The organism is Streptomyces sp. NPDC058195, from assembly GCF_042883525.1.
GTDB lineage: Bacteria > Actinomycetota > Actinomycetes > Streptomycetales > Streptomycetaceae > Streptomyces.
Genome location: NZ_JBHVVM010000004.1, coordinates 364,953 through 385,859, shown reverse-complemented (window position 1 = coordinate 385,859; position 20,907 = coordinate 364,953). Strand labels below are relative to the sequence as shown.

General features: G+C 71.4%; 18 protein-coding genes. 10 read left to right on the top strand and 8 right to left on the bottom strand.

Going from position 1 to position 20,907, the window contains the following annotated elements:
• The 9 genes from ACFVWY_RS07785 to ACFVWY_RS07745 all read left to right on the top strand — a co-directional run.
• Nucleotides 1-1,658, top strand: a 1,658-nt coding sequence (locus ACFVWY_RS07785) for a peptidase C14 (protein WP_389868327.1), incomplete at its 5' end; no start/stop codon positions are given.
• A 29-nt stretch (nt 1,659-1,687) separates the two neighbouring features.
• A complete protein-coding gene (locus ACFVWY_RS07780; RefSeq protein ID WP_389868325.1) occupies nt 1,688-2,944 on the top strand; it encodes a Gfo/Idh/MocA family protein in 1,257 nt (418 codons plus the stop codon).
• Nucleotides 2,945-2,991: 47 nt separating this feature from the next.
• The gene (locus ACFVWY_RS07775; protein ID WP_389868323.1) at nt 2,992-4,248 is read left to right on the top strand and encodes an extracellular solute-binding protein; all 1,257 of its coding nucleotides are present in this window, start codon (nt 2,992-2,994) and stop codon (nt 4,246-4,248) included.
• 104 nt (nt 4,249-4,352) lie between these two features.
• Nucleotides 4,353-5,258 carry a carbohydrate ABC transporter permease gene (locus ACFVWY_RS07770; protein ID WP_389868320.1) on the top strand — a complete coding sequence of 302 codons (906 nt, stop codon included), beginning with the start codon at nt 4,353-4,355 and terminating at the stop codon, nt 5,256-5,258.
• A gap of 2 nt (nt 5,259-5,260) precedes the next feature.
• Entirely contained in the window at nt 5,261-6,205 is a 945-nt protein-coding gene (locus ACFVWY_RS07765) for a carbohydrate ABC transporter permease (protein WP_389868318.1), read from the top strand.
• A gap of 6 nt (nt 6,206-6,211) precedes the next feature.
• Entirely contained in the window at nt 6,212-7,240 is a 1,029-nt protein-coding gene (locus tag ACFVWY_RS07760; protein ID WP_389868316.1) for an NAD-dependent epimerase/dehydratase family protein, read from the top strand.
• A gap of 8 nt (nt 7,241-7,248) precedes the next feature.
• Nucleotides 7,249-8,304 (top strand): dihydrodipicolinate synthase family protein, encoded by a 1,056-nt coding sequence (locus tag ACFVWY_RS07755; RefSeq protein ID WP_389868314.1) that lies wholly within the window; start codon nt 7,249-7,251, stop codon nt 8,302-8,304.
• Entirely contained in the window at nt 8,288-9,310 is a 1,023-nt protein-coding gene (locus tag ACFVWY_RS07750) for a hydroxyacid dehydrogenase (protein WP_389868312.1), read from the top strand. Before ACFVWY_RS07755 ends, ACFVWY_RS07750 begins: the two co-directional genes overlap by 17 nt.
• A gap of 64 nt (nt 9,311-9,374) precedes the next feature.
• Complete coding sequence (locus tag ACFVWY_RS07745) at nt 9,375-10,223, top strand: fumarylacetoacetate hydrolase family protein (protein ID WP_389868310.1); 849 nt, start codon at nt 9,375-9,377, stop codon at nt 10,221-10,223.
• A 13-nt stretch (nt 10,224-10,236) separates the two neighbouring features.
• On the opposite strand, the gene ACFVWY_RS07740 is transcribed toward ACFVWY_RS07745, so the two are convergent.
• The 5 genes from ACFVWY_RS07740 to ACFVWY_RS07720 all read right to left on the bottom strand — a co-directional run bounded on the left by ACFVWY_RS07740 (nt 10,237) and on the right by ACFVWY_RS07720 (nt 16,672).
• On the bottom strand, nt 10,237-11,928 hold the full coding sequence (locus ACFVWY_RS07740; protein ID WP_389868308.1) for a flavin monoamine oxidase family protein: 1,692 nt from the start codon (nt 11,926-11,928) through the stop codon (nt 10,237-10,239).
• A gap of 57 nt (nt 11,929-11,985) precedes the next feature.
• Nucleotides 11,986-12,783: a carbon-nitrogen hydrolase family protein gene (locus ACFVWY_RS07735; RefSeq protein WP_389868306.1), complete on the bottom strand. Its 798-nt coding sequence runs from the start codon at nt 12,781-12,783 to the stop codon at nt 11,986-11,988.
• Between the two features lie 174 nt (nt 12,784-12,957).
• Entirely contained in the window at nt 12,958-13,437 is a 480-nt protein-coding gene (locus ACFVWY_RS07730; protein WP_389868304.1) for an Lrp/AsnC family transcriptional regulator, read from the bottom strand.
• 112 nt (nt 13,438-13,549) lie between these two features.
• The gene (locus ACFVWY_RS07725; RefSeq protein ID WP_389868302.1) at nt 13,550-15,007 is read right to left on the bottom strand and encodes an aldehyde dehydrogenase family protein; all 1,458 of its coding nucleotides are present in this window, start codon (nt 15,005-15,007) and stop codon (nt 13,550-13,552) included.
• 198 nt (nt 15,008-15,205) lie between these two features.
• The gene (locus tag ACFVWY_RS07720) at nt 15,206-16,672 is read right to left on the bottom strand and encodes a GuaB1 family IMP dehydrogenase-related protein (RefSeq protein WP_389868300.1); all 1,467 of its coding nucleotides are present in this window, start codon (nt 16,670-16,672) and stop codon (nt 15,206-15,208) included.
• 306 nt (nt 16,673-16,978) lie between these two features.
• On the opposite strand from ACFVWY_RS07720, the gene ACFVWY_RS07715 reads away from it, so the two are divergent.
• Nucleotides 16,979-18,001: a terpene cyclase gene (locus tag ACFVWY_RS07715; RefSeq protein WP_389868298.1), complete on the top strand. Its 1,023-nt coding sequence runs from the start codon at nt 16,979-16,981 to the stop codon at nt 17,999-18,001.
• Nucleotides 18,002-18,074: 73 nt separating this feature from the next.
• Here ACFVWY_RS07715 and ACFVWY_RS07710 read toward each other — a convergent pair whose 3' ends face one another.
• The 3 genes from ACFVWY_RS07710 to ACFVWY_RS07700 form a co-directional block, all read right to left on the bottom strand.
• Entirely contained in the window at nt 18,075-19,091 is a 1,017-nt protein-coding gene (locus tag ACFVWY_RS07710) for a sugar-binding transcriptional regulator (protein ID WP_376689188.1), read from the bottom strand.
• Between the two features lie 152 nt (nt 19,092-19,243).
• On the bottom strand, nt 19,244-19,927 hold the full coding sequence (gene rpe / locus ACFVWY_RS07705; protein WP_389868296.1) for a ribulose-phosphate 3-epimerase: 684 nt from the start codon (nt 19,925-19,927) through the stop codon (nt 19,244-19,246).
• 167 nt (nt 19,928-20,094) lie between these two features.
• Nucleotides 20,095-20,907: a DUF4253 domain-containing protein gene (locus ACFVWY_RS07700; protein WP_389868294.1), complete on the bottom strand. Its 813-nt coding sequence runs from the start codon at nt 20,905-20,907 to the stop codon at nt 20,095-20,097.

Genomic DNA, 20,907 nt, shown 5'->3' with positions numbered 1-20,907 from the left:
TCAGCCGCTCGAACATCGAACTCGACTTCGGCGGCCACCGCATACGCACCGAAGGCATCGAGAAGAACACCCACGACAACCCCTTCGGCGCCGTCTTCTCCTTCCGCGGCACCGTCACCGACACCACCGTCACGCACACCCTGAGCGCGGCGATGCCCGACCTCTCGGACCTCTTCGAGGTCGGCGACTCCTCGAAGTTCGCGGTCGGCCAGTGGTGGGCCGTGGAGATCAACGCCCTGGCGGGGAAGTACGAGAAGGAGATCCAGCGGCTCGTCCAGGTCACCGGTGTCGTCGACGGGCAGCACATCCGGGTCAACTACCAGATCGGCTGGGACCTGGCCGCGGGCCGCACCCTGACCTGGACCCGCGTCGAGCCCGTCGACCGCGCCCACGTCCGCAACATGGTCTTCGAGGGCTGGGGCGACGACGAGATGACCGGCTCGCACCCGGTCGCCTACGAGTACGCGGTGCGCTGCGACGTCTCCGGGATCGAGGCCATCGGCACCTTCTGGCCGGTCGTGATGCGGCGCTGGTGCACGTACTACCGCACCGAGCAGTGCTCGCTGACCAACCCGAAGTCGGTCACCTACGGCGGCGCGGGCTACCTCACCCAGCAGATCTACTGCCTGTACGGGCACGTCGAGGACTGCCACACCTCCAACGCCCGCCACCTCAACGACTTCACGGCGTCCGCCTACTGCTACGTCACCAACTGCCACGGCGACGGCGACGACGAGGGCCCGTTCGTGACGCACGGCCAGTTCGAGCACGACCTGGTCTACACCGGCAACTCCGGCCTGATGACCTTCGCCAACTCCGGTGCCGCCTGGGGCGGCCGGGCGAAGCGGATCACCGTACGACGGCACGCCTGCTCCTGGTTCGTGGCCCGGGTCAAGATCACCGATCTGACCCTGGAGGACGTGCTGGTCATCGGCAAGAAGTCGCTGTCCGGCTCCGGAATGCTCTGGGTCAACGCCGACGGCGTCCAGATGCGCGGCTGCACCGCCACCGGCCCGCTGATCGTCTCCCGGGCCTCGGACCTGTCGCAGCGGCCCAATGTGATCGCGGACTCCGCGTTCGCCTTCGCGTCCGGTGCCGAGGTCACCCAGGCCAGCGTCACCGTCCCGCTGACCGTCCAGCGCTCCGTTCTGAAGGGCGTCGACGGCGCGGTCTTCAACGGCACCGGGCCGCTCGTCCTGGACCAGTGCACGCTCACCGGCTCCAAGGACACCGCCCCCGTCGCCCTCAAGCACACCGACATCACCGTGCTGGGCGGCGAACTCCGCGACACCGGGCTCAAGCTGGCCTCCGACAAGGACCAGCGGCTGCGCGTCGACGGCGCCCGGCTGACCGGCACCAACAAGGACGGCGCACTGCTGTCCCGCACGGGCGGCGCCCGCACCGTCGACTGGCAGCTGTCCGGACTCGACTCGTCCGCGCCCAAGGGCACCGCCCACGTGCTGGTCACCGAGGGCACCAACCGCTACCGGGCCACCGGCTCCACCTTCACCGGCGGACGGCTCGAACTGCGGCCCGCCGCCTTCGCCGGAACCGGCCACCTGCTGCACACCGGCTGCGTCGAGGACGGCACCGAGCGGACCGCGATGCCGGACGAGGGCGAGCGCGTCGCCCACAGCGCGGCCACGCTGCGCATCTGACTCACCCCATCGAGCACCAGGGATTCCCCGTGTCCACGCATACCCCGATCACCGGCCGGCCCGTACGGGTCGCGCTCGTCGGCGCCGGAAACCGCGGTCTGACGTACGCCGAGTGGATCAAGGCGCACCCCGAGCGCGCCGAACTCGTCGCCGTCGCCGACCCGCGCCCCGCGGCGCGGGCCGCCGCCGGTGCCCCCGTCGAGTTCGACGACTGGCGCCCGCTGGCCGAGAACCGGATCGCCGACGCCGTCGTCGTCGCCACCCAGGACCGCTTCCACGTGGAGCCGGTGCTGGCCCTGGCCGAGGCCGGCTACGCGATCCTCGCCGAGAAGCCCCTCGCCCCGACCGAGGAGGAGACCCGGCGGATCGTCGAGGGAGTGGAGCGGTCCGGGGCCCTGTTCGCGGTGTGCCACGTCATGCGGTACACCCCGTACACCGACCTGGTGAAGGAGGTCGTGGACTCCGGTGTGCTCGGGCAGCTGGTCTCCCTCGACCATCTGGAGCCGGTCGGCTGGTGGCACTACGCGCACAGCTACGTGCGCGGACCGTGGCGCAGCGAGAAGGACTCCTCCCCGATGCTGCTCGCCAAGTCCTGCCACGACCTGGACTGGATCACGTACGTCATGGGCGGCCGGATCGAGCAGGTGTCCAGTTTCGGCGGGCTGAAGCACTTCCGGCCCGAGAACGCCCCGGCCGGGTCCGCGGAACGCTGCCTCGACTGTGCGGTCGAGGACGGCTGCCCGTACAGCGCGCTGAAGCTGTACATGCCGACGCTGCGCGAGAAGGGCGCGGTCTGGCCGGTCACCCACGTCACCGAGGCGACCGACGAGGCCGGTCTCGTCCGGGCGCTGCGCGAGGGCCCGTACGGGGTCTGCGCGTACCGGAGCGACAACGACGTGGTCGACCACCAGGTCCTGGCGATGCAGCTGACCGGCGGGGTGACCGCGACCTTCCAGATGGTGGCGTTCACCGAGCAGACCCACCGCCAGACCCGGATCTTCGGCTCGCACGGCTGGCTGACCGGCGACGGCGAGCGGGTCACGGTGCAGGACTTCCGGACCGGCGCCACCACCGTCCACGAACTCGGCACGTCCGGTTCGAACGCGGCGGACGGGCACGGCGGCGGGGACGCCGCGCTCGTCGAGGCGTTCGTCACCGCCGTCGCCACCGGTGACGCCGGAGCGGTCCGCTCCGGCCCCGCCACCTCGCTCGGCAGCCATCTCGCGGCCTTCGCCGCCGAACGCGCCCGGCACACGGGCACCGTCCAGACGGTCCCGGCGCAGTGACTCCCCCTCTTCCCCGCACCACCCTCACGTCCTCGGAGGACCACCTCATGTCCCGTCTCCTCACCCGCCGTTCCAGAATCCGCGCTGTCGCCGCCCCCGTGGTGGCCACCGCGCTCGCCGCCGGTGTGCTGGCCGGCTGTTCCGGCAGCGGCAGCGACGGCAGCACCGTCACCATGTGGACCTACCCGGTCATCTTCGACGAGGCCAAGAACAAGGCGTACTGGGACGGTCTGATCAAGACCTTCGAGAAGGACCACAAGGGCGTCGAGGTGAAGGTGGAGACCTTCCCCTGGGCCAACCGTGACACCGCGCTGGCCACCGCGATCGCCTCCGGCAAGGGCCCGGACGCGGTCTACCTGATCCCCGACCAGCTGCCGAAGTACGCCAAGAGCATCATCCCGGCCGACGAGTACATGGCGGCCGACGCCAAGGCCGACTACACCGACTTCGCGCTGACGTCCGTCACCGCCGACGGCAAGGCGCTCGGCGTCCCGGTCCTGACCAGCGCCAACCCGCTGATCTGCGACAAGCGGGTGTTCAGCGCCATCGGCGAGAAGAACTACCCGACGAGCTGGGCGGATCTGGAGGCGCTGGCCCCGAAGCTGAAGGCGAAGGGCTACTACGCCACCAGCTACAGCGGCGACACCCAGCAGACCCTGAACTCGACGTTCTACCCGCTGCTGTGGCAGGCGGGCGGCGACGTCTTCTCCGAGGACGGCAAGACCGTCACCTTCAACGACGCCGCGGGCGTCAAGGCGCTGACGTACCTGAAGAAGCTCGTCGACGGCGGTTACACCGACAAGGACCTGGTCACCACCACGCCCAAGCTGGAGCAGACCCCGACCGCCAAGGGCAAGGTGGCCTGCACCTGGCAGAACACCCCCACGGACGTCGAGCCCTTCTGGGGCAAGGAGAACATCGTCGTCCAGCCGCCGCTCAAGGACGTGAAGTCGGTCGGCTACGGCACGGTCGGCGCGCTGTCGATGCTGAAGGGCGCCGACAAGAAGAACACCGGCGACTGGCTGAACTTCGTCGCCGAGGCGAAGAACGCGGCCGGCCTGGAGAAGGAGGCGGGCTACTTCCCGGCCCGCAAGTCCAGCGGCGACCTCTACCCCGGCAACGCCCTCCAGGCGGCCGTCGGCGCCACACTGCCGACCATGACCGTGGGCCCGCTGCACGACAAGGCCCGCGAGGTCCAGGGCATGCTCGCCCCGGAGATCCAGGCGGCGCTGCTGGGCAAGAAGAGCCCGCAGGAGGCGCTGAACGCCGCGCAGAAGGCCGCCCAGGCGATGCTCGGCCGCTGATCTTGGTGCGGGGCCTCTCCGGCCGCACCCGGAGAGGCCCCGCACCCGCCCAGGGCTCCCCGCCCTGATCCCCCGCAATTCCCCCGTACCGCAAGGAGATCCCCGTGGCAGTCGTCGCGGAACCCGCCCGCCGGGGCCGTCGCAGCGGGCCGCAGGCGCGCCGCGAGGCCCGGATCGGCCTGCTGTTCGTCCTCCCCTGCTTCCTGCTCTTCCTGGCGTTCCGGTTCGGTCCGGGCATCGCCGGGGTGCTGATGAGCTTCACCGACTACACCCTCACCGGGGGCGGCAGCTTCGTCGGGCTGGACAACTTCACCCGGCTCTGGGACGACCCGCTGTTCTGGCAGGCGCTGAAGGTCACCGTCCTCTACACGGTGCTCGCGGTGCCGGGCACGCTCATCGCCTCGGTGTCGCTGGCCCTGATCACCCGCCGCGCGTTCCGCGGCGCCAAGTTCTTCCGCTCGGTGTTCTTCCTGCCGGTGGTCACCTCACTGGTGCTCGCCGCCACCGTCTTCGTCTGGATCTTCTCGACCGGCGGCCCCTGGTCCACCCTGATGAGCTGGTTCGGGATGTCCGAGGGCTCCTGGCTCTCCGACGACGTGCTGGTGCTGCCCGCGCTCGCGCTGGTGGGCGTCTGGTCCCGCTTCGGCTACGGGATGCTGATCCTGCTGGCCCGGATGCAGGACATCCCCCGGGAGCTGGAGGAGGCCGCCCTCACCGACGGGGCGGGGGCCTGGCAGCGGTTCCGGTACATCGTGCTGCCGCAGCTCAAGCCCGCGCTGTTCTTCCTCGCCGTGATCGAGACCACGGCCTCCTTCCAGGTCTTCGACGCGGTCTACACGATGACCGGCGGCGGCCCCGCCAACGCCAGCTACACGCTCGTCTTCCAGCTCTACGACGCGGGCTTCAAGTACTTCGACCTGGGTTACGCCTCCGCCATCGGCGTCGCGCTCTTCGCGCTGACCGTGGTGGTCGCGGTGATCCAGCGGCTCGTGATCGGGAAGGACCAGTGACCATGACCGCAGCACCCGCCACCCCCGAGGCCCCGGCCGCCCCCCTCCCGGCCGCCCCGGACCGGGCCGCCCGCCGCGCCGAACGCAGGCTGCGCAAGCTCGCCGACCGGGATACCGTCCCGCACGGCATGCGGCCCACCCGGGCCGGCCGGATCGGCCGCGCCGCCCTGCTGACGGTGGCCGCGATCGTCACGGTCTTCCCGTTCTACGCGATGGTCGTGCTCTCCCTGAAGCCGTCCGCGGCGGTCGAGTTCCCCGGCAGCCTGGTGCCGTGGCCGCTCAGCGGCGAGGCGTACGACACCGTCATGAACGCCCAGGACGTGCCGCGCTGGCTCGCCAACACCCTGATCTACTCGGTCGTCTCGGTGGTCGGCGTGCTGCTGCTCGCCTCGCTCGCCGGATACGCCTTCGCCAAGAAGCGCTTCCCGGGCCGGGAGACGATGTTCTGGTCGTTCCTGTCGATGGTGATGGTCCCGTACCACGTCACGATGATCCCGACCTTCGCGATGATCGCCAAGCTGGGCGGCGTGGACACGTACTGGGGTCTGATCGTGCCGACCCTGGCCAACGCCCAGGCGGTGTTCCTGATGCGGCAGTTCATCCAGGGGCTGCCCGACGAACTGTTCGAGGCGGCCCGGCTCGACGGCTGCAGCGAGTGGCAGATCTTCTACCGGATCGTGCTGCCCCTGCTGAAGCCGATCCTCGCCACGCTCGGCGTCTTCGTCTTCCTGTGGCACTGGAACGACTTCCTGTGGCCGCTGGTCATCGGCCAGTCCACCGACATGCGCACCCTGACCGTCGGCATCGCCTCGCTCCAGCAGCAGAACGTGCCGCTCAACGTGGTGCTCTCCGGCTCCGTCATCGCGTTCGTACCCATCTTCGCCGCGTACATGGTGGGCCAGCGCTACTTCACCGAGGGCGTCACCGCGTCCGGAATCAAGGGATAGTCACACATGTTCACCGATGAGGCCGCGCTCGAAGAGCGGCTCGCCACCCCCTCCCCCGCCCTCGTCGCCGACCTCGGCCGCCTCGAAGGCGATCTGCTGGTGCTCGGCGCGGGCGGCAAGATGGGCCCCAGCCTGTGCAGGCTGGCCCGTCGCGCGCTGGATGCCGCGGGCCGCGAGGACGTGACCGTGTACGCGGTCTCCCGCTGGTCGGACAGGGCCGCCGCCGACGAGCTGGAGGCCGTCGGCGTCACCACCGTCGCCTTCGACCTGATGGACCCGGCCGCCGACCTGGCCGCGCTGCCGGACGCCGGGAACGTCGTCTTCATGGTCGGTGCCAAGTTCGGCTCCGCCGGGGCCCCCTCGCACGCCTGGGCGGTGAACGCCGCCATGCCGGACCGGGTGGCGCGCCGCTGGGCCCGCGCGCGGATCGCCGCGTTCTCCACCGGGAACGTCTACCCGCTGGTGCCGGTCTCCTCCGGCGGCTGCACCGAGAGCGACCCGGTCGGCCCGGTCGGCGAGTACGCCATGTCGTGTCTGGGCCGGGAGCGCGTCTTCGGCCACGCGGCACTGACCCGCGGCACCAGAGTCGCGAACATCCGGCTCAACTACGCGGTCGACCTGCGCTACGGCGTCCTGGCCGACATCGCCCACCGCGTACGGACCGGCGAGCCCGTCGACGTGACGACCGGCCACGCCAACGTGGTGTGGCAGGGATACGCCAACGAGGTGGCCCTTCGCTCGCTGCTGCACGCCACCGACGGCGAGGCGTTCACCCTCAACCTCACCGGTCCGGAGACCGCGTCCGTACGGCGCCTCGCCCAGTGGTTCGGCGAGGAGTTCGGCACCGAGCCGGTCCTTTGCGGCCAGGAGGCGCCGACCGCTCTGCTCTCCGACGCGAGCCGCTGCCACGCCCTGTTCGGCTACCCGGACGTGCCACTGCGCACCCTCGTCGAGTGGCAGGCCGACTGGCTGCGCCGCGGGCTGCCGCTCTCCGGCAAGCCCACCAAGTTCCAGGTCCGTGACGGAAGGTTCTGATCCACCCCATGTCCACTCCCTCCCCCGTGCGCAGCCCCGCCCTGGACGCCCTCGCCCACGGCACGGTGATCCCCGCGCACCCGCTCGCCCTGCACGACGACGGCTCCTTCGACGAGCGCCGCCAGCGCGCGCTGACCCGCTACTACCTGGCCTCCGGCGCGGGCGGCGCAGCCGTCGCCGTGCACACGACCCAGTTCGAGATCCGCGAACCCTCGGTCGGCCTGTTCCGGCCGGTGCTGGAGCTCGCCGCCGAGACGATCGACGCCGAGGCCGGGCGCCCGTTCGTCAAGGTCGCCGGAGCCTGCGGCTACACCGCGCAGGCGGTGGCGGAGGCCGAGACGGCGGCCGGGCTCGGCTACGACGCGGTGCTGCTCAGCCCGGCCGTGCCCGGCGCGGACGAGAAGGGCCTGCTGGAGCGGGCGCGGGCGGTCGGCGACGTGCTGCCGGTGATCGGCTTCTACCTCCAGGAGGCCGTCGGCGGACGGTATCTCTCGCCGCGCTTCTGGTCCTCCTTCACCGACCTGCCGAACACGGTCGCGGTGAAGATCGCCCCGTTCGACCGCTACCGCACCGCCGACGTGATCCGGGCCGTGGCCGTCGCGGACCGGGCCGCCGAGGTGGCGCTGTACACCGGGAACGACGACGACATCATCGGTGACCTGCTCACCCCGTACGAGACGGCGGGCGGCGCGCCGCGCTGGTTCGCGGGCGGGCTGCTGGGCCAGTGGGCCGTGTGGACCGGCTCCGCGGTGACGCTTCTGGAGGATGTGCGCCGGGCGCGCGGCGGGGACCACGCGGCGATGGTGCGCTGCCTGGCCCGGCGGCCCGAGCTGACCGACGCCAACAGCGCGGTCTTCGATGTCCGCGGCGCGTTCCGCGGCTGCATCGCCGGGGTCCACGAAGTGCTGCGCCGCCAGGGCCTGCTGGCGAACATCCGGTGCCTGGACCCTGCCGAGACGCTCTCCCCCGGGCAGGCCGAGGAGATCAGCCGGGTGGCCGCGGCCTACCCCTGGCTGACCGACGACGCCTTCGTCGCGGAGCACCTCGATGACTGGCTCTCCTGATCCGTCCGGCCGCCCCCGGGTGGTCGTCGCCGTACCGCCGGATCTGCGGGCGCAGCTGTTCACCACCGAGGTGTGGGCGGAGCTGGAGCGGGCGGCCCAGCTGGTGGTGCCGGACGACCACCGGGACCGGGCGGCCCTCGCGGCCTCGCTGCCCGGGGCCCGTGCGCTCATCACCGCGTGGGGGGCGCCGCGGGTGGACGCCGCGCTCCTGGCGTCGGCCGACCGGCTGGAGCTGGTGGCGCACACCGGTTCGGCGGTCGCTCCCTATGTCACCGAGGAGGTGTTCGGGCGCGGTGTCCTGGTCACCCAGGCCGGGGACGAGATGGCCCGCCCGGTCGCCGAGGTGGCCCTGGCGTTCACCCTCTCGCTGCTCCACCGCGTCCACCGTTTCGACCACGCCCTGCGCGGCGGGCTGGAGTGGGAGGCGGCGGGCCAGGCCCCGCCGCGCCACGAGATCCACGGCAGCGGCATCGGGGTGATCGGCGCCTCGCGCACCGGCCGCGCCTACATCGCCCTGGCGCGGGCGATGGGGGCGCGGGTGAGCGTCACCGACCCGTACCTCTCCGAGGCGGACGCCCGGGAGCTCGGGGTGGAGTCCGTGCCCTTGGAGACGCTGCTCTCCCGCAGCCGGATCGTGGCCGTGCACGCCCCGGTCACCGAGGCGACCCACCGGATGCTCGGCGCCGGGCAGCTGGCGCTGATGCCGGACGGGGCCGGGCTGGTGAACACCGCCAGGTCGTGGCTGGTCGACGAGGACGCGCTGCTGGCCGAGCTGGCCACGGGCCGTCTGGACGCGGCGATCGACGTCTTCGACGCGGAGCCGCTGCCGGTGGACCACCCCTTCCGCGCCCTGCCGAACGTCCTGCTCACCCCGCACCAGGCCGCGGGCACCGTGGAGTGCCGTCGGCGGCTCGGGGCGAGCGCCGCCGGTGAGGTGCTGCGGCTGCTCTCCGGGCGGCCCCCGCTCCACGCGGTCACGGCCGGTGCCCTCGCCCGCCTGCATTAGGGCGTGTCCGCCCCGTACACCCGTTACACCCGCACATCCGTTACACCCGTCAGGAGATCCCTTCATGCGACTGATGCGCATCGGCGAGCCGGGCCACGAGCGCCCGGTCCTCGTCCGCCCCGAGGGCGGCCACTACGACCTGTCCGGCATCACCGGCGACATCGACGGCGCGTTCCTCGCGGCGCTCGCGGACGACCCGGACCTGATCCCCGCCGACGCCGCGCTCCCCGCGACCGGCATCACCGGCGAGCGGATCGGCGCCCCGGTGGCCCGCCCCTCCGCGCTGCTCTGCATCGGCCAGAACTACGCGGCGCACGCCGCCGAGTCCGGTGACGAACCGCCCGCGCAGCCGATCCTCTTCTACAAGTCGCCGAACACCGTGGTCGGCCCGTACGACGACGTGCTCATTCCGCGCGGCTCGAAGAAGACGGACTGGGAGGTGGAGCTGGCCGTGGTCATCGGCCGCCGCGCCTCCTATCTGGAATCCCCCGCCGACGCGGCCGCGCACATCGCGGGCTACGCCGTCAGCAACGACGTCTCCGAGCGGGCCTTCCAGCTGGAGGAGTCGGGCGGCCAGTGGTCCAAGGGCAAGAGCTGCGCCACGTTCAACCCGCTGGGCCCGGTGCTGGTGACGGCCGACGAGGTCGGCGACCCGCAGAACCTGAGGCTGCGCAGCTACGTCAACGGCGAGCCGCGGCAGGACTCCAGCACCGCGGACATGATCTTCACCGTGGCGCATCTGGTGCACCATCTGTCGCAGTACCTGGTGCTGGAGCCCGGCGACGTCATCAACACCGGTACTCCGCAGGGCGTGGCGCTGTCCGGCCGCTTCCCCTACCTGGGCCCGGACGATGTGGTGGAGGTCGAGATCCCGGGCCTCGGCCGCCAGCGCAGCGTCTGCCGGCCCGCGTAGCGCCGGGCGGCTCTCAGTCCTCCGGGAGCTCGACCGGGGCGATGTCGTCGAAGACGTCGCCGGGGCCGGGGTTCGCCGGGTCGGTCGCGCCGCCGAACTGGGTCATCACGCCCCAGACGGCGTTGAGCGCGGTCTGCACGGCGCCCTCGGCCCAGCCGGCCGTCCAGGAGATGTCGTCGCCCGCGAGGAACAGGCCCCGCCGGTCCGCGGGGAGCCGGTCCTGCATGAAGTGGGTGAACAGCCGCCGCTGGTAGCGGTAGTGGCCCGGCAGGTTGGCCTTGAACGCGCCCATGAACCAGGGCTCGTTCTCCCAGGAGACCGTCACCGGGTTGCCGATGACGTGCTTGCGGATGTCGACGCCCGGATAGATCTCGCCGAGCGACTTGAGCATGACGTCCATGCGCTCGTTCGGGGAGAGCGGCAGCCACTTCAGGCTGTCGTCGCACCAGGTGTAGGACAGGCAGATGACAGCGGGCCTGCCGGGTCCGTCGTCCAGCAGGTACGTGCCCCGGGTCATCCGGTCGGTGAGCGTCATGGACATGGTGTCGCGCCCGGTCGCCGGGTCCTTGTCCAGCCAGAACGGGCGGTCGACCGGGACGAAGAGCTTGGACGACTCCATGTAGTGGGTGCGCTCCATCGCCGTCCAGTGGTCGATCGGGAAGAGCGCGTCGTCGCAGTCGACCTTCGAGAGCAGCAGCCAGGACTGGCCGGTGAAGACCGCGGCCGGGAAGGTACGGATGTCGCCGGTGGCGTCGGTGACGGTGATCCGGTTCCCGGCGGTACGGTGCAGCCGGGTCACGGCGCCTCGCGGCTCGCCGTCGTGCAGCGAGGAGAGCGACGTGCCGAGCGGCCAGTGGACCATCTTGCGCGGCTCGCGTTCCCAGAGCCGCAGCGGCAGCTGCTGACTGCCTCCGACGATGCCCCGGTGGTGGTCGTCGGCCTCGGTGTAGACGACGCGGAGGATCTCCAGGATGGAGTTGGGGAAGTCGGTGTCCCAGCCGCCGGTGCCGAAGCCGACCTGGCCGAAGATCTCCCGGTGCCGGAAGGACGTGAAGGCGTCGGAGTCGCAGAGGAAACCGTAGAAGGTCTGGTTGTCGAGCCTGCGGACCAGCTCGGACCAGATCTCCCGGATGCGCGGCACATCGCGTTCGCGCATCGCACGGTTCATGCCGGAGAAGTCGGCGCCCTCCTCCAGACAGCGGTTCCAGGCGTCCATCACATCGCGGTAGACCTGCGGCAGGTCGTCGATGGTCCGCGCGTAGTGCGACTCTCCCTTGAGGTCGACGACGGTCGACGGGGTGGCCTCGGCAAGCGGGTTGGGGAACGGCCTGGTCTCCAGGCCGACCAGGTCGATGTAGTGCTGGAGCGCGGTGGAGGACGGCGGGAAGCGCATCGCGCCCATCTCGGCGGTGAGGTCCGCGTCGCAGCCCTCGAAGCCGACGGTCCGCAGCCGCCCGCCGATCCGGTCCGCCTCGTAGACGACGGGCTTGAGGCCCATCTTCATGAGCTCGTAGGCGGCGACGATGCCGGAGAGTCCCCCGCCGATGACGGCGACCTCGGTGCCGTGCGCGGTCGCGGGTATCTGACCGATGCCCGCGGGGTGCGCCAGGAAGTCGTCGTACGCGTAGGGGAAGTCCGGTCCGAACATGGTGATCGGCTCGGTGGCGTCGGTGTGCTGGACGGCGTTGGGCACCGTGGACGTCATGGGGTACGGACTCCTTGCGCGGATGAGAGGTGAAGCGGTGGGGCGGTGGGAACGGGCTCAGACGAGCGAGCGGTAGAGACCGGGGCGGCGGTCGTGCAGATACGGATTGGCCGCGCGCGAGGCACGCAGGAACGCCGGGTCCACCTCACCGAAGAGGAGTTCCTCGCCCCGCCCGGCGCGGGTCCGGGCGGTGCCGTCGGGCCCCGCCAGACAGCTCAGCCCGAGGAACTCGTAGGCGCCTTCCTGACCGGCCCGGTTGACGTACGCCACGTACATCTGGCTCTCGAAGGCGCGCACCGGCACCAGGGACTCGGCGACGAACGGGAAGGGGTGCATCAGCGCGGTGGGCACCAGCAGCAGATCGGTGCCGGCCAGGGCGTGGGCCCGGACGTTCTCCGGGAACTCGACGTCGTAGCAGATCAGGATGCCGAGGCGGACGCCGTCCAGCTCGGCCTGGACCACGGGCTGCCTGCCCGGGGTGAACCACTTCTGCTCGAAGTCGCCGAAGAGGTGGGTCTTGCGGTAGTTCGCCAGGGCCACGCCGTCCGGGCCGATCAGCCGGGCGGAGTTGAAGAACTTCTCGTCCGCGCGCTCCGGGTAGCCGTACAGGACGGCGAGCCCGTACCGTGCGGCGATCTCGGCGATCCTCCGGGCGGACGGCCCGTCGGCGGGCTCGGCCAGCAGCGGCACATCGGCGCCGATGGCGTACCCGGTCAGGAAGAGTTCGGGACAGACCAGCAGCCGGGCACCGCTGTCGGCCGCCCGCCGCGCGGCCCCGTCGAGGGCCTCGATGTTGTGGCCGACCCGCCCGGGGCGTCCGGAGCTCTGGAGCAGGGCGGTGCGCAACGGCGGCATGGCTGACCTCGGGCGGTGCGGGCGGGCGGGGACGTATCGACGGTACGGTCCGCCGATCGCGCCGGACAAGGCGCGAGTGTTGCGCGTCCACCGTCGATCCGTTGCGCGCCGAAGGCCCTGTACGGCGATTCATTGCGCGCGCCGTCTTCGCAGGTCACGCGGGTGACCTGGATCTCATCCCGGTCCGGCGCTCCGGGCCTGTTCCGGGGCGCCCGCGGAGTAGCGCCGCAGCAGCGGCGACAGCACCAGGACGGATTTGGTCCGCTCCACGTACGGCTCGCCCGCGATCCTTTCCAGGACCTGCTCGAAGTGGCGCATGTCCGCGGCGAAGACCTGCACGATCGCGTCGGCCTCGCCGGTCACCGTGGACGCCGAGGCGATCTCCGGGTAGTGCGCCAGGCCCCGCCTGATCGCCTCTGGCGAGGTGTTGCGGCTGCAGTAGATCTCGATGAAGCCCTCGGTCTCCCAGCCCAGCGCCGCCGGGTCCACCCGGACCGTGAAGCCGGTGATGGCGCCCTCGGCGCGCAGCCGGTCCACGCGGCGTTTCACGGCGGGCGCGGACAGGCCGATCACCGCGCCGATGTCCGCGTAGGAGCGCCGGGCGTCTTCGGCGAGGGCGTGGACGATGCGTTCGTCGAGGTCGTTCAGGCGCACGTCGGGCGGTTCACTTCTCTGCGATGGCCGGTTCTCGGGGGCGGCGCGGGCCGCCCCCGAAGTAGACCACGGCCGCGCCCCGCCGGGCGCGACCGTCACCGGGTGCGGCCGGTCAGAAGGGGAAGCCCGAGCGGCCGTGCTGCACCGAGATCCACTTCTGGGTGGTGAAGGCCTCGACCATGGCGTCCCCGTTGAGGCGGCCGAGGCCGGAGCTCTTCTCGCCGCCGAACGGAACGATCGGCTCGTCGTGGACCGTGCCGTCGTTGATGTGGATCATGCCGGTGTGGATACGCCGCCCGACCCGGACACCGCGCTCGATGTCGCCGGTGTGCACGGCGCCGCTGAGACCGTACGGGGTGTCGTTGGCGATCCGTACGGCTTCGTCCTCGCCGTCGAAGGGCACCAGCAGGGCGACCGGCCCGAAGATCTCCTGGGAGAGTACGGGCGAGTCGGCGGCCAGCCCGGTCAGCACGGACGGGCTCACCAGATTGCCCTCCATCCGGCCGTGCAGCAGCGCCGTCGCGCCGGCGGCCACGGTCTGCTCGACCAGCGAGGAGACGGCCTCGGCCTGCGAGGAGTTGATCAGCGGGCCGATGACGGTGGACGGGTCGGCCGGGTCGCCAACCGGCAGCGAGGCGACCTTGGCGACGAACTTCTCGGTGAACTCCTTCTCCACCGACCGGTCGACCAGGATGCGGTTGGCGGCCATGCAGACCTGGCCCTGGTGCACGAACCGGCTGAAGACGGCCGCGTCGACGGCGTAGTCCAGGTCGGCGTCGTCGAGGACGATCAGCGCGCTGTTGCCGCCGAGCTCCAGCACGGCGCTCTTGAGGTGGGCCGCGCAGACCGTGGCGACATGCCGCCCCACCTTGTCGGAGCCGGTGAAGGAGATGACCTGCGGGACGGGGTGCTCCAGCAGGGCGTCACCGATCTCGGCGATGTCGGTGACCACGACGTTCAGCAGCCCGGCGGGCAGCCCGGCCTCCTCGAACACCTTCGCCACCAGGGTGCCGCCGCAGACCGGGGTGTTCTGGTGCGGCTTGAGGACCACCGCGTTGCCGAGCGCCAGGGCCGGGGCGACCGACTTCAGCGAGAGCAGGAACGGGAAGTTGAAGGGGCTGATGACGCCCACGACCCCGACCGGCACCCGGTAGACCCGGTTCTCCTTGCCCTCGGTCGGCGAGGGCAGGATCTGCCCGGTGGGCCGCAGCGCCAGCTGGACCGACTCGCGCAGGAACTCCTTGGCCAGATGCAGTTCGAAGGCCGCCTTCAGCCGGGTGCCGCCCAGCTCCGCGACGATCGCGTCACTGATCTCGGACTCGCGCTCCTCGACGATGCGCAGCGCCCGCTCCAGCACCGTCCGCCGGGCGTACGGATTGGTCTCGCCCCAGGCCCGCTGGGCCTGCTGGGCGCAGCGGTAGGCCTGGTCGACCTCCTCGGCCGTGGCCACGGTGATCGAGGCGAGCTTCTCCCCGTCGTACGGATTGAAGTCGATGATGTCCCAGGATCCCTTGCCCGGCCTCCACTCTCCGTCGATGTACTGCTGGGCCAGGTCGATGAAGAAGGACATGAGATCCCTTACCACAGAGAAACGGGCAACTGACTGGGGTTCATGTTACTTACATTCCAACGGGGTTGACGGTGAGAGCCCGGCCGCCCCGGCCGTGATCCGGACATCGGCCGGACGCGGTGCCCGGCCCGGAATACGCCGGTGCCCCGCCGGGCGCGAACGGCCCGGCGGGGCTCCGGCGATGCCGGGCGGGGAGGATCAGCTCCAGCTGGCGTGCAGCGGCTTGCCCTCGGCGTATCCGGCGGCGCTCTGCACCCCGACGACCGCCTTCTCGGCGAACTCCGCGAGGGAGGCCGCGCCGGCGTAGGTGCAGGAGGACCGGACGCCCGCGATGATCGAGTCGATCAGGTCCTCCACACCGGGCCGGGCCGGGTCGAGGAACATCCGCGAGGTGGAGATGCCCTCCTCGAAGAGCGCCTTGCGGGCCCGGTCGTAGGAGGACTCGTCCGAGGTGCGGTTCTTCACGGCGCGCGCGGACGCCATGCCGAAGGACTCCTTGTAGAAGCGGCCGTCGGCGGACTGCTGGAGGTCGCCGGGCGACTCGTACGTACCGGCGAACCAGGAGCCGATCATCACGTTGGACGCGCCCGCGGCGAGCGCCATGGCGACATCGCGCGGGTGGCGGACTCCGCCGTCGGCCCAGACGTGCTTGCCGTACTTCTTCGCCTCGGCGGCGCACTCCAGAACGGCCGAGAACTGCGGCCGCCCGACGCCGGTCATCATCCGGGTGGTGCACATGGCGCCGGGGCCGACGCCCACCTTGATGATGTCGGCGCCCGCCTCGATGAGGTCGCGCACGCCCTCGGCGGCGACGATGTTGCCCGCCACGACCGGGACCGCGGGGTCGAGCGCGCGGACCGCCCGGACCGCGTTGATCATGGACTCCTGGTGGCCGTGGGCAGTGTCCACGACGAGCGTGTCGGCGCCCGCGTCCAGCAGCTGCTTGGCCTTGCCCGCGACGTCGCCGTTGATCCCGACGGCGGCGGCGATCCGCAGCCGCCCCCCGGCGTCGGTGGCGGGGGTGTACAGGGTGGCGCGCAGCGCGGCCCTGCGGGTGAGGATGCCGACGAGGCGGCCCTCGGCGTCGACCGCGGGGGCGAGCTTGCGGTTGGCGCCGTCCAGCTTGTTGAACGCGTCGCGCGGGTCTATGTCCGCGTCGAGCAGCACCAGGTCCTTGGACATGACCTCGGTGAGCTGGGTGAAGCGGTCGACTCCGGCCAGGTCGTGCTCGGTGACGACGCCGAGGGGCCGCCGCTCGTCGTCGACGACGACGCCCGCGCCGTGCGCGCGCTTGGGCAGCAGCGACAGGGCGTCGGCGACCGTCTGGCCGGGGGTCAGCACGATCGGGGTGTCGAGCACCAGGTGCCGGGACTTCACCCAGGTGATGACGTCGGTGACGACCTCGATCGGGATGTCCTGCGGGATGACGACGAGCCCGCCGCGCCGGGCGACCGTCTCGGCCATCCGGCGGCCCGCGATGGCCGTCATGTTCGCCACGACGAGCGGGATGGTGGTGCCGGTGCCGTCGGGCGAGGAGAGGTCGACACCCTGGCGGGAACCGACTGCCGAACGGCCCGGGACCATGAAGACGTCGTCGTACGTGAGGTCGTAGGGGACCGAGGGGGACTCTGTGTAACGACCAGTACCGGGCTCAAGAAAACGCATAAGGCTCATTTTTTCACACGAATCCGAGCAGGTCGCGACCGCAAAGGCACAACAAAAGACACCCGCATTCGTGCATTCCTCCGAAAGAGGACCGCGGGAGTCCCGGGCAGGGTGAGCTCACCCTGCCCGCGGACCCTACCCGAAGGCATGCGAATCATTCCCGATCATCTGCCCTGGACCTGGCGACGAGGGGTCCGGTAGCTTCAAATCCGCAGGTCCCGTGGGTCGCACCAACGCCCCGGAGGAACAGCCGGAAGAGCTGCAACTTCCGTCATACGTACGACCGGAGAGGATCACGACCCACTCGTGGAGAGCGAACTGCCGGACATCTACTGCCCGTTCCCCCAGCTCACCAACCCGAACGTGCCGCACACCAGAGTTCATCTGGAGGAGTGGACCCGCGACACCGGTCTGGTGCACCGCGATTCGGCCAGGGACCGCTTCGTCCAGGCGGACTTCGGCGCGTTCGTCGGCATGGTGTACCCGACCGCCGACAGCAAGAACCTCGACCTGGTCGCCGACTGGTTCGTCTGGCTCTTCCTCGTCGACGACCAGCTCGACGACGGCCACCTCGGCCGCAGCCCGGGGCGGGTACGGGACGTGGTCGAGCTGATGCGGGACGTCATCCGGAGCGACACCCCGGGCGCGCTGCCCGAGGGCCGGCTGCCCGCCGCCGTGACCGCCCTGGCCGATCTGTGGGAACGTACGACGCCGATGGCCGCCCCGCACTGGCGCACCCGCTTCGGCTGGCACCTGACCACGTATCTCACGACGACCACCACCTGGGAGGCGGGGAACCGGGCCTCGGGTGTGGTGCCGTCCGAGGAGACCTACATCGCCAAGCGGCGCCACACCGGTGCGATACACGTCTGCATGGACCTGATAGAGATCGTGGCCGGCATCGAGGCGCCCGAGTCGATCCACAACGACCGCCGGTTCATCACCGCGCTGGAGGCTTCCTGCAACGTCGTGTGCTGGGCCAATGACGTGTACTCGTACGAGAAGGAGCAGGTGCTCGGCGAGATCCACAACCTCGTCCACCTGGTCCGGCACCACCGCGGCTACGGCGAGCGGCAGGCGCTGGAGCACGTCTGCGCGGAGCTCACGACGGAGACGGAGCGCTTCCTCACCGCCGAGTCCGAGCTGCTGGCCGCGTACCCGCGGCTCTCCTGGATGCTCCGGCCCTACCTGGACGGGATGCGGAGCTGGATGCGCGGCAATCTCGACTGGTCGCGGCAGACCCCGCGCTACAACCCGGCGGACGTGAGCCAGTACAAGGAGCCGCAGGAGTATCTGGAGGCGCGGGTGCTGGGCGTGGCCCAGGACTGAACCGGCCGCCACCGGTCACCGGCCGCCCGGACGACGCGTACGTCGTCCGGGCGGACCCGTGTCCGGGTCCGGGTCAGTCGCCGTCCGGGTCGGCCCGCTCCAGCGCCGGGCGCAGCGGCGCCGCCGACTCGGTCAGCAGATAGTCCGCCGCGGCCGTGTCCGTCACCAGGCTGGTGACGAGACCGGAGCGCAGCACCGCTCCGATCGCCGCGGCCTTGCGCTGGCCGCCCGCGATCGCCACCACCTCGGGGATCCGGCGCAGCCGGTCCGCCTCGACCGTGATGCACCGCTCGCCCAGGTCCCGGCCGACCCTCCGGCCCTCGGTGTCGAAGAGGTGCGCCGACATCTCCGCCGCGACGCCGAGCGAGGCGTAGTGCGCGCGCTCCTGGTCGGAGAGCATGTCGTGGACGGTGGAGATGCCCGGCTCCCAGGAGCCGATGGAGACCGCCGCGACGGTCACCTTGTCGAAGTAGTCGAAGGCGCGGGCGATGCCCGTCTGGTGGCGCAGGGCCGCCGCCGTGGCCGGGTCCGGCAGCAGCATCGGCGCGTAGATGGGGTGGGCCTCGCCGCCGGAGACCTGGGCGGCCCGCCGGACCGCCTCGACCGAGCCGCGCTCCGCCGTCCCGGCGTCGTACACCCCGGTGAGCTGCACGACCGTGCACGGCGGCAGCCGGTCGAGGGCCGCGGCCATGTGGATGGTGGACCGGCCCCAGGCCAGCCCCAGCACATCGCCCTCGTTCACCAGTTCGCCGAGCAGATCGGCCGCGACCTCGCCCAGGTTCTCCGGATCCGGTGCGTCGTCCTGTTCCTCGGCCGGGGATTCGACGACGACCGCGTGGCGCAGCCCGTAGCGGGCCCGGAGCGCGTCGGAGCGCTCGGCGTCCAGCTCGGCGGGGACGCGGATCTCGATCCGTACGAGATCGCGTTCCAGTGCCGTCTCCAGGACCCGGGCCACCTTGAAGCGGCTGACCCCGAACTCCTCCGCGATCTGGATCTTCGACTTTCCCTCAAGGTAGAAGCGGCGGGCCATGGCCGCCGCCTGTACCAGCTCCGCGGGCCCCATCCGCAGGGCGGACCGGCCCGCCGACATTGCAGACACCGCGCTCTCCTCACTGCTGTTCACACTCTCGATACGCCGTTCATCCTGTCAGATCCGGCGTTCCCTGACCGGCCCCGTCGGACCACGTTCATCTGACCTTGGCCTGCCCGACCCACGCAGGTGAGGGGCGGCCTGTGACGGTCTCAGTGGCCGCATGCCCAGGCCGCCGAGGCGGTGGCCCGCTCGGCCTGGGAGCGCAGCGCGCGCACCGCTTCGGCCGGGTCCTGCGCCCCGTACACCGCCGAGCCCGCGACGAAGACGTCGGCACCGGCCTCGGCGCACCGCTCGATGGTGGACGCGGAGACCCCACCGTCGACCTGGAGCCACAGTTCGAGACCGTGCTTGGAGATCAGCTCACGGGTGCGGCGGATCTTCGGCAGCATGATGTCCAGGAAGGCCTGGCCGCCGAAGCCGGGCTCCACCGTCATGATCAGCAGCATGTCCAGCTCGGGGAGCAGGTCCTCGTACGGCTCGATCGGCGTCGCGGGCTTGAGCGCCATGGACGCGCGGGCCCCCTTGGCGCGGATCTCCCGCGCCAGCCGCACCGGGGCCGCGGCGGCCTCCACGTGGAAGGTGACGGAACCGGCGCCCGCCTCGACGTACTGCGGGGCCCAGCGGTCCGGGGCCTCGATCATCAGGTGGCAGTCCAGCGGGGTGTCCGTGACCCGGGCGAGCGATTCGACGACCGGCACACCGAGGGTCAGATTGGGCACGAAGTGGTTGTCCATCACATCGACGTGGAGCCAGTCCGCGCCTTCGACGGCCTTGGACTCCTCGGCGAGACGGGCGAAGTCGGCGGACAGGATGCTGGGGTTGATCTGGGCCATGCCCCAAGCCTGCCATGCTCCGCGCCACTTCCCCGCCCTGCTGCGGGCCAAAGCCTCACGGGATCATTACAGTTCGCGTGATCATGAGGCTCCGGCCGCTCGATAGGTGGTGTTTCGGGTGGGCTCGTACGGCCCTGCCGGTCCAGCGGACCGCCGACGGGGACGGATCAGTCCCACCAGAAGTCCCACCGCGCGGCGCCGACGATCCGCCCGGCGTACGCGGCCAGCGTGTGCGGCCGCCGGCTCTGCCAGACGTTGTCCGGGCAGAACGCGAAGTGCTCGGCCGCGACCCGCAGGGCCTCTCCGGCGGTCGTCGGCGGAGCGGCGACGCTGAGGTGCAGGGTGGCGAAGCCGACCCCGACGACGCGGACGCCGAACCGGTGCTCCCAGTCGCGGACGACCGCGGAGAACTTCGCCGTGTCGTGGTCGTAGTTGAGCGGCCCGGACCAGCCCGCGGCCGCGAGGGCCTCGGCGCCGGAGGCGGCGGCGACCAGCCCCAGCCGTGCCGACGGGCGGTCGGCCAGGAACGCCTCCGCGCAGGCGGACGCCAGCCGGCCGGCGTCCGCCGTCGCCTCCCGGCCCGGCGCGAGGCCCGGCCAGTCCTGTCCGAAGGGGGCCGTGACGGCGACCCGCTCCGCCTCACTGAGCGCGTCGCCCTCACCGGCGGCCGTGTACGCCGCCCACCACTTCGCGAGCAGAGCGGCCGGATCGTGGCTCGCCGGGACGGACACGTCCTCGGGGTAGACCTCGCCCGATCCCCAGGGGCGGAACAGACCGTCGTCGTCCGGCTCCAGCGGGGCGAGCAGCAGCGGCCACAGCCCGGAGCCCGCGTGTTCGGCGTGCACCCGCGCCCACAGCCCGGCCGTGGCCGGACCGTCGCTGAGCCACAGGGGCTGCTCGTCGCCGTCGCCCTCGTCGGACGTGATCATCCGGCCGGGAGGGAGCGCGGTCCCCAGCACCGACCGGGGTCCGGGATGCAC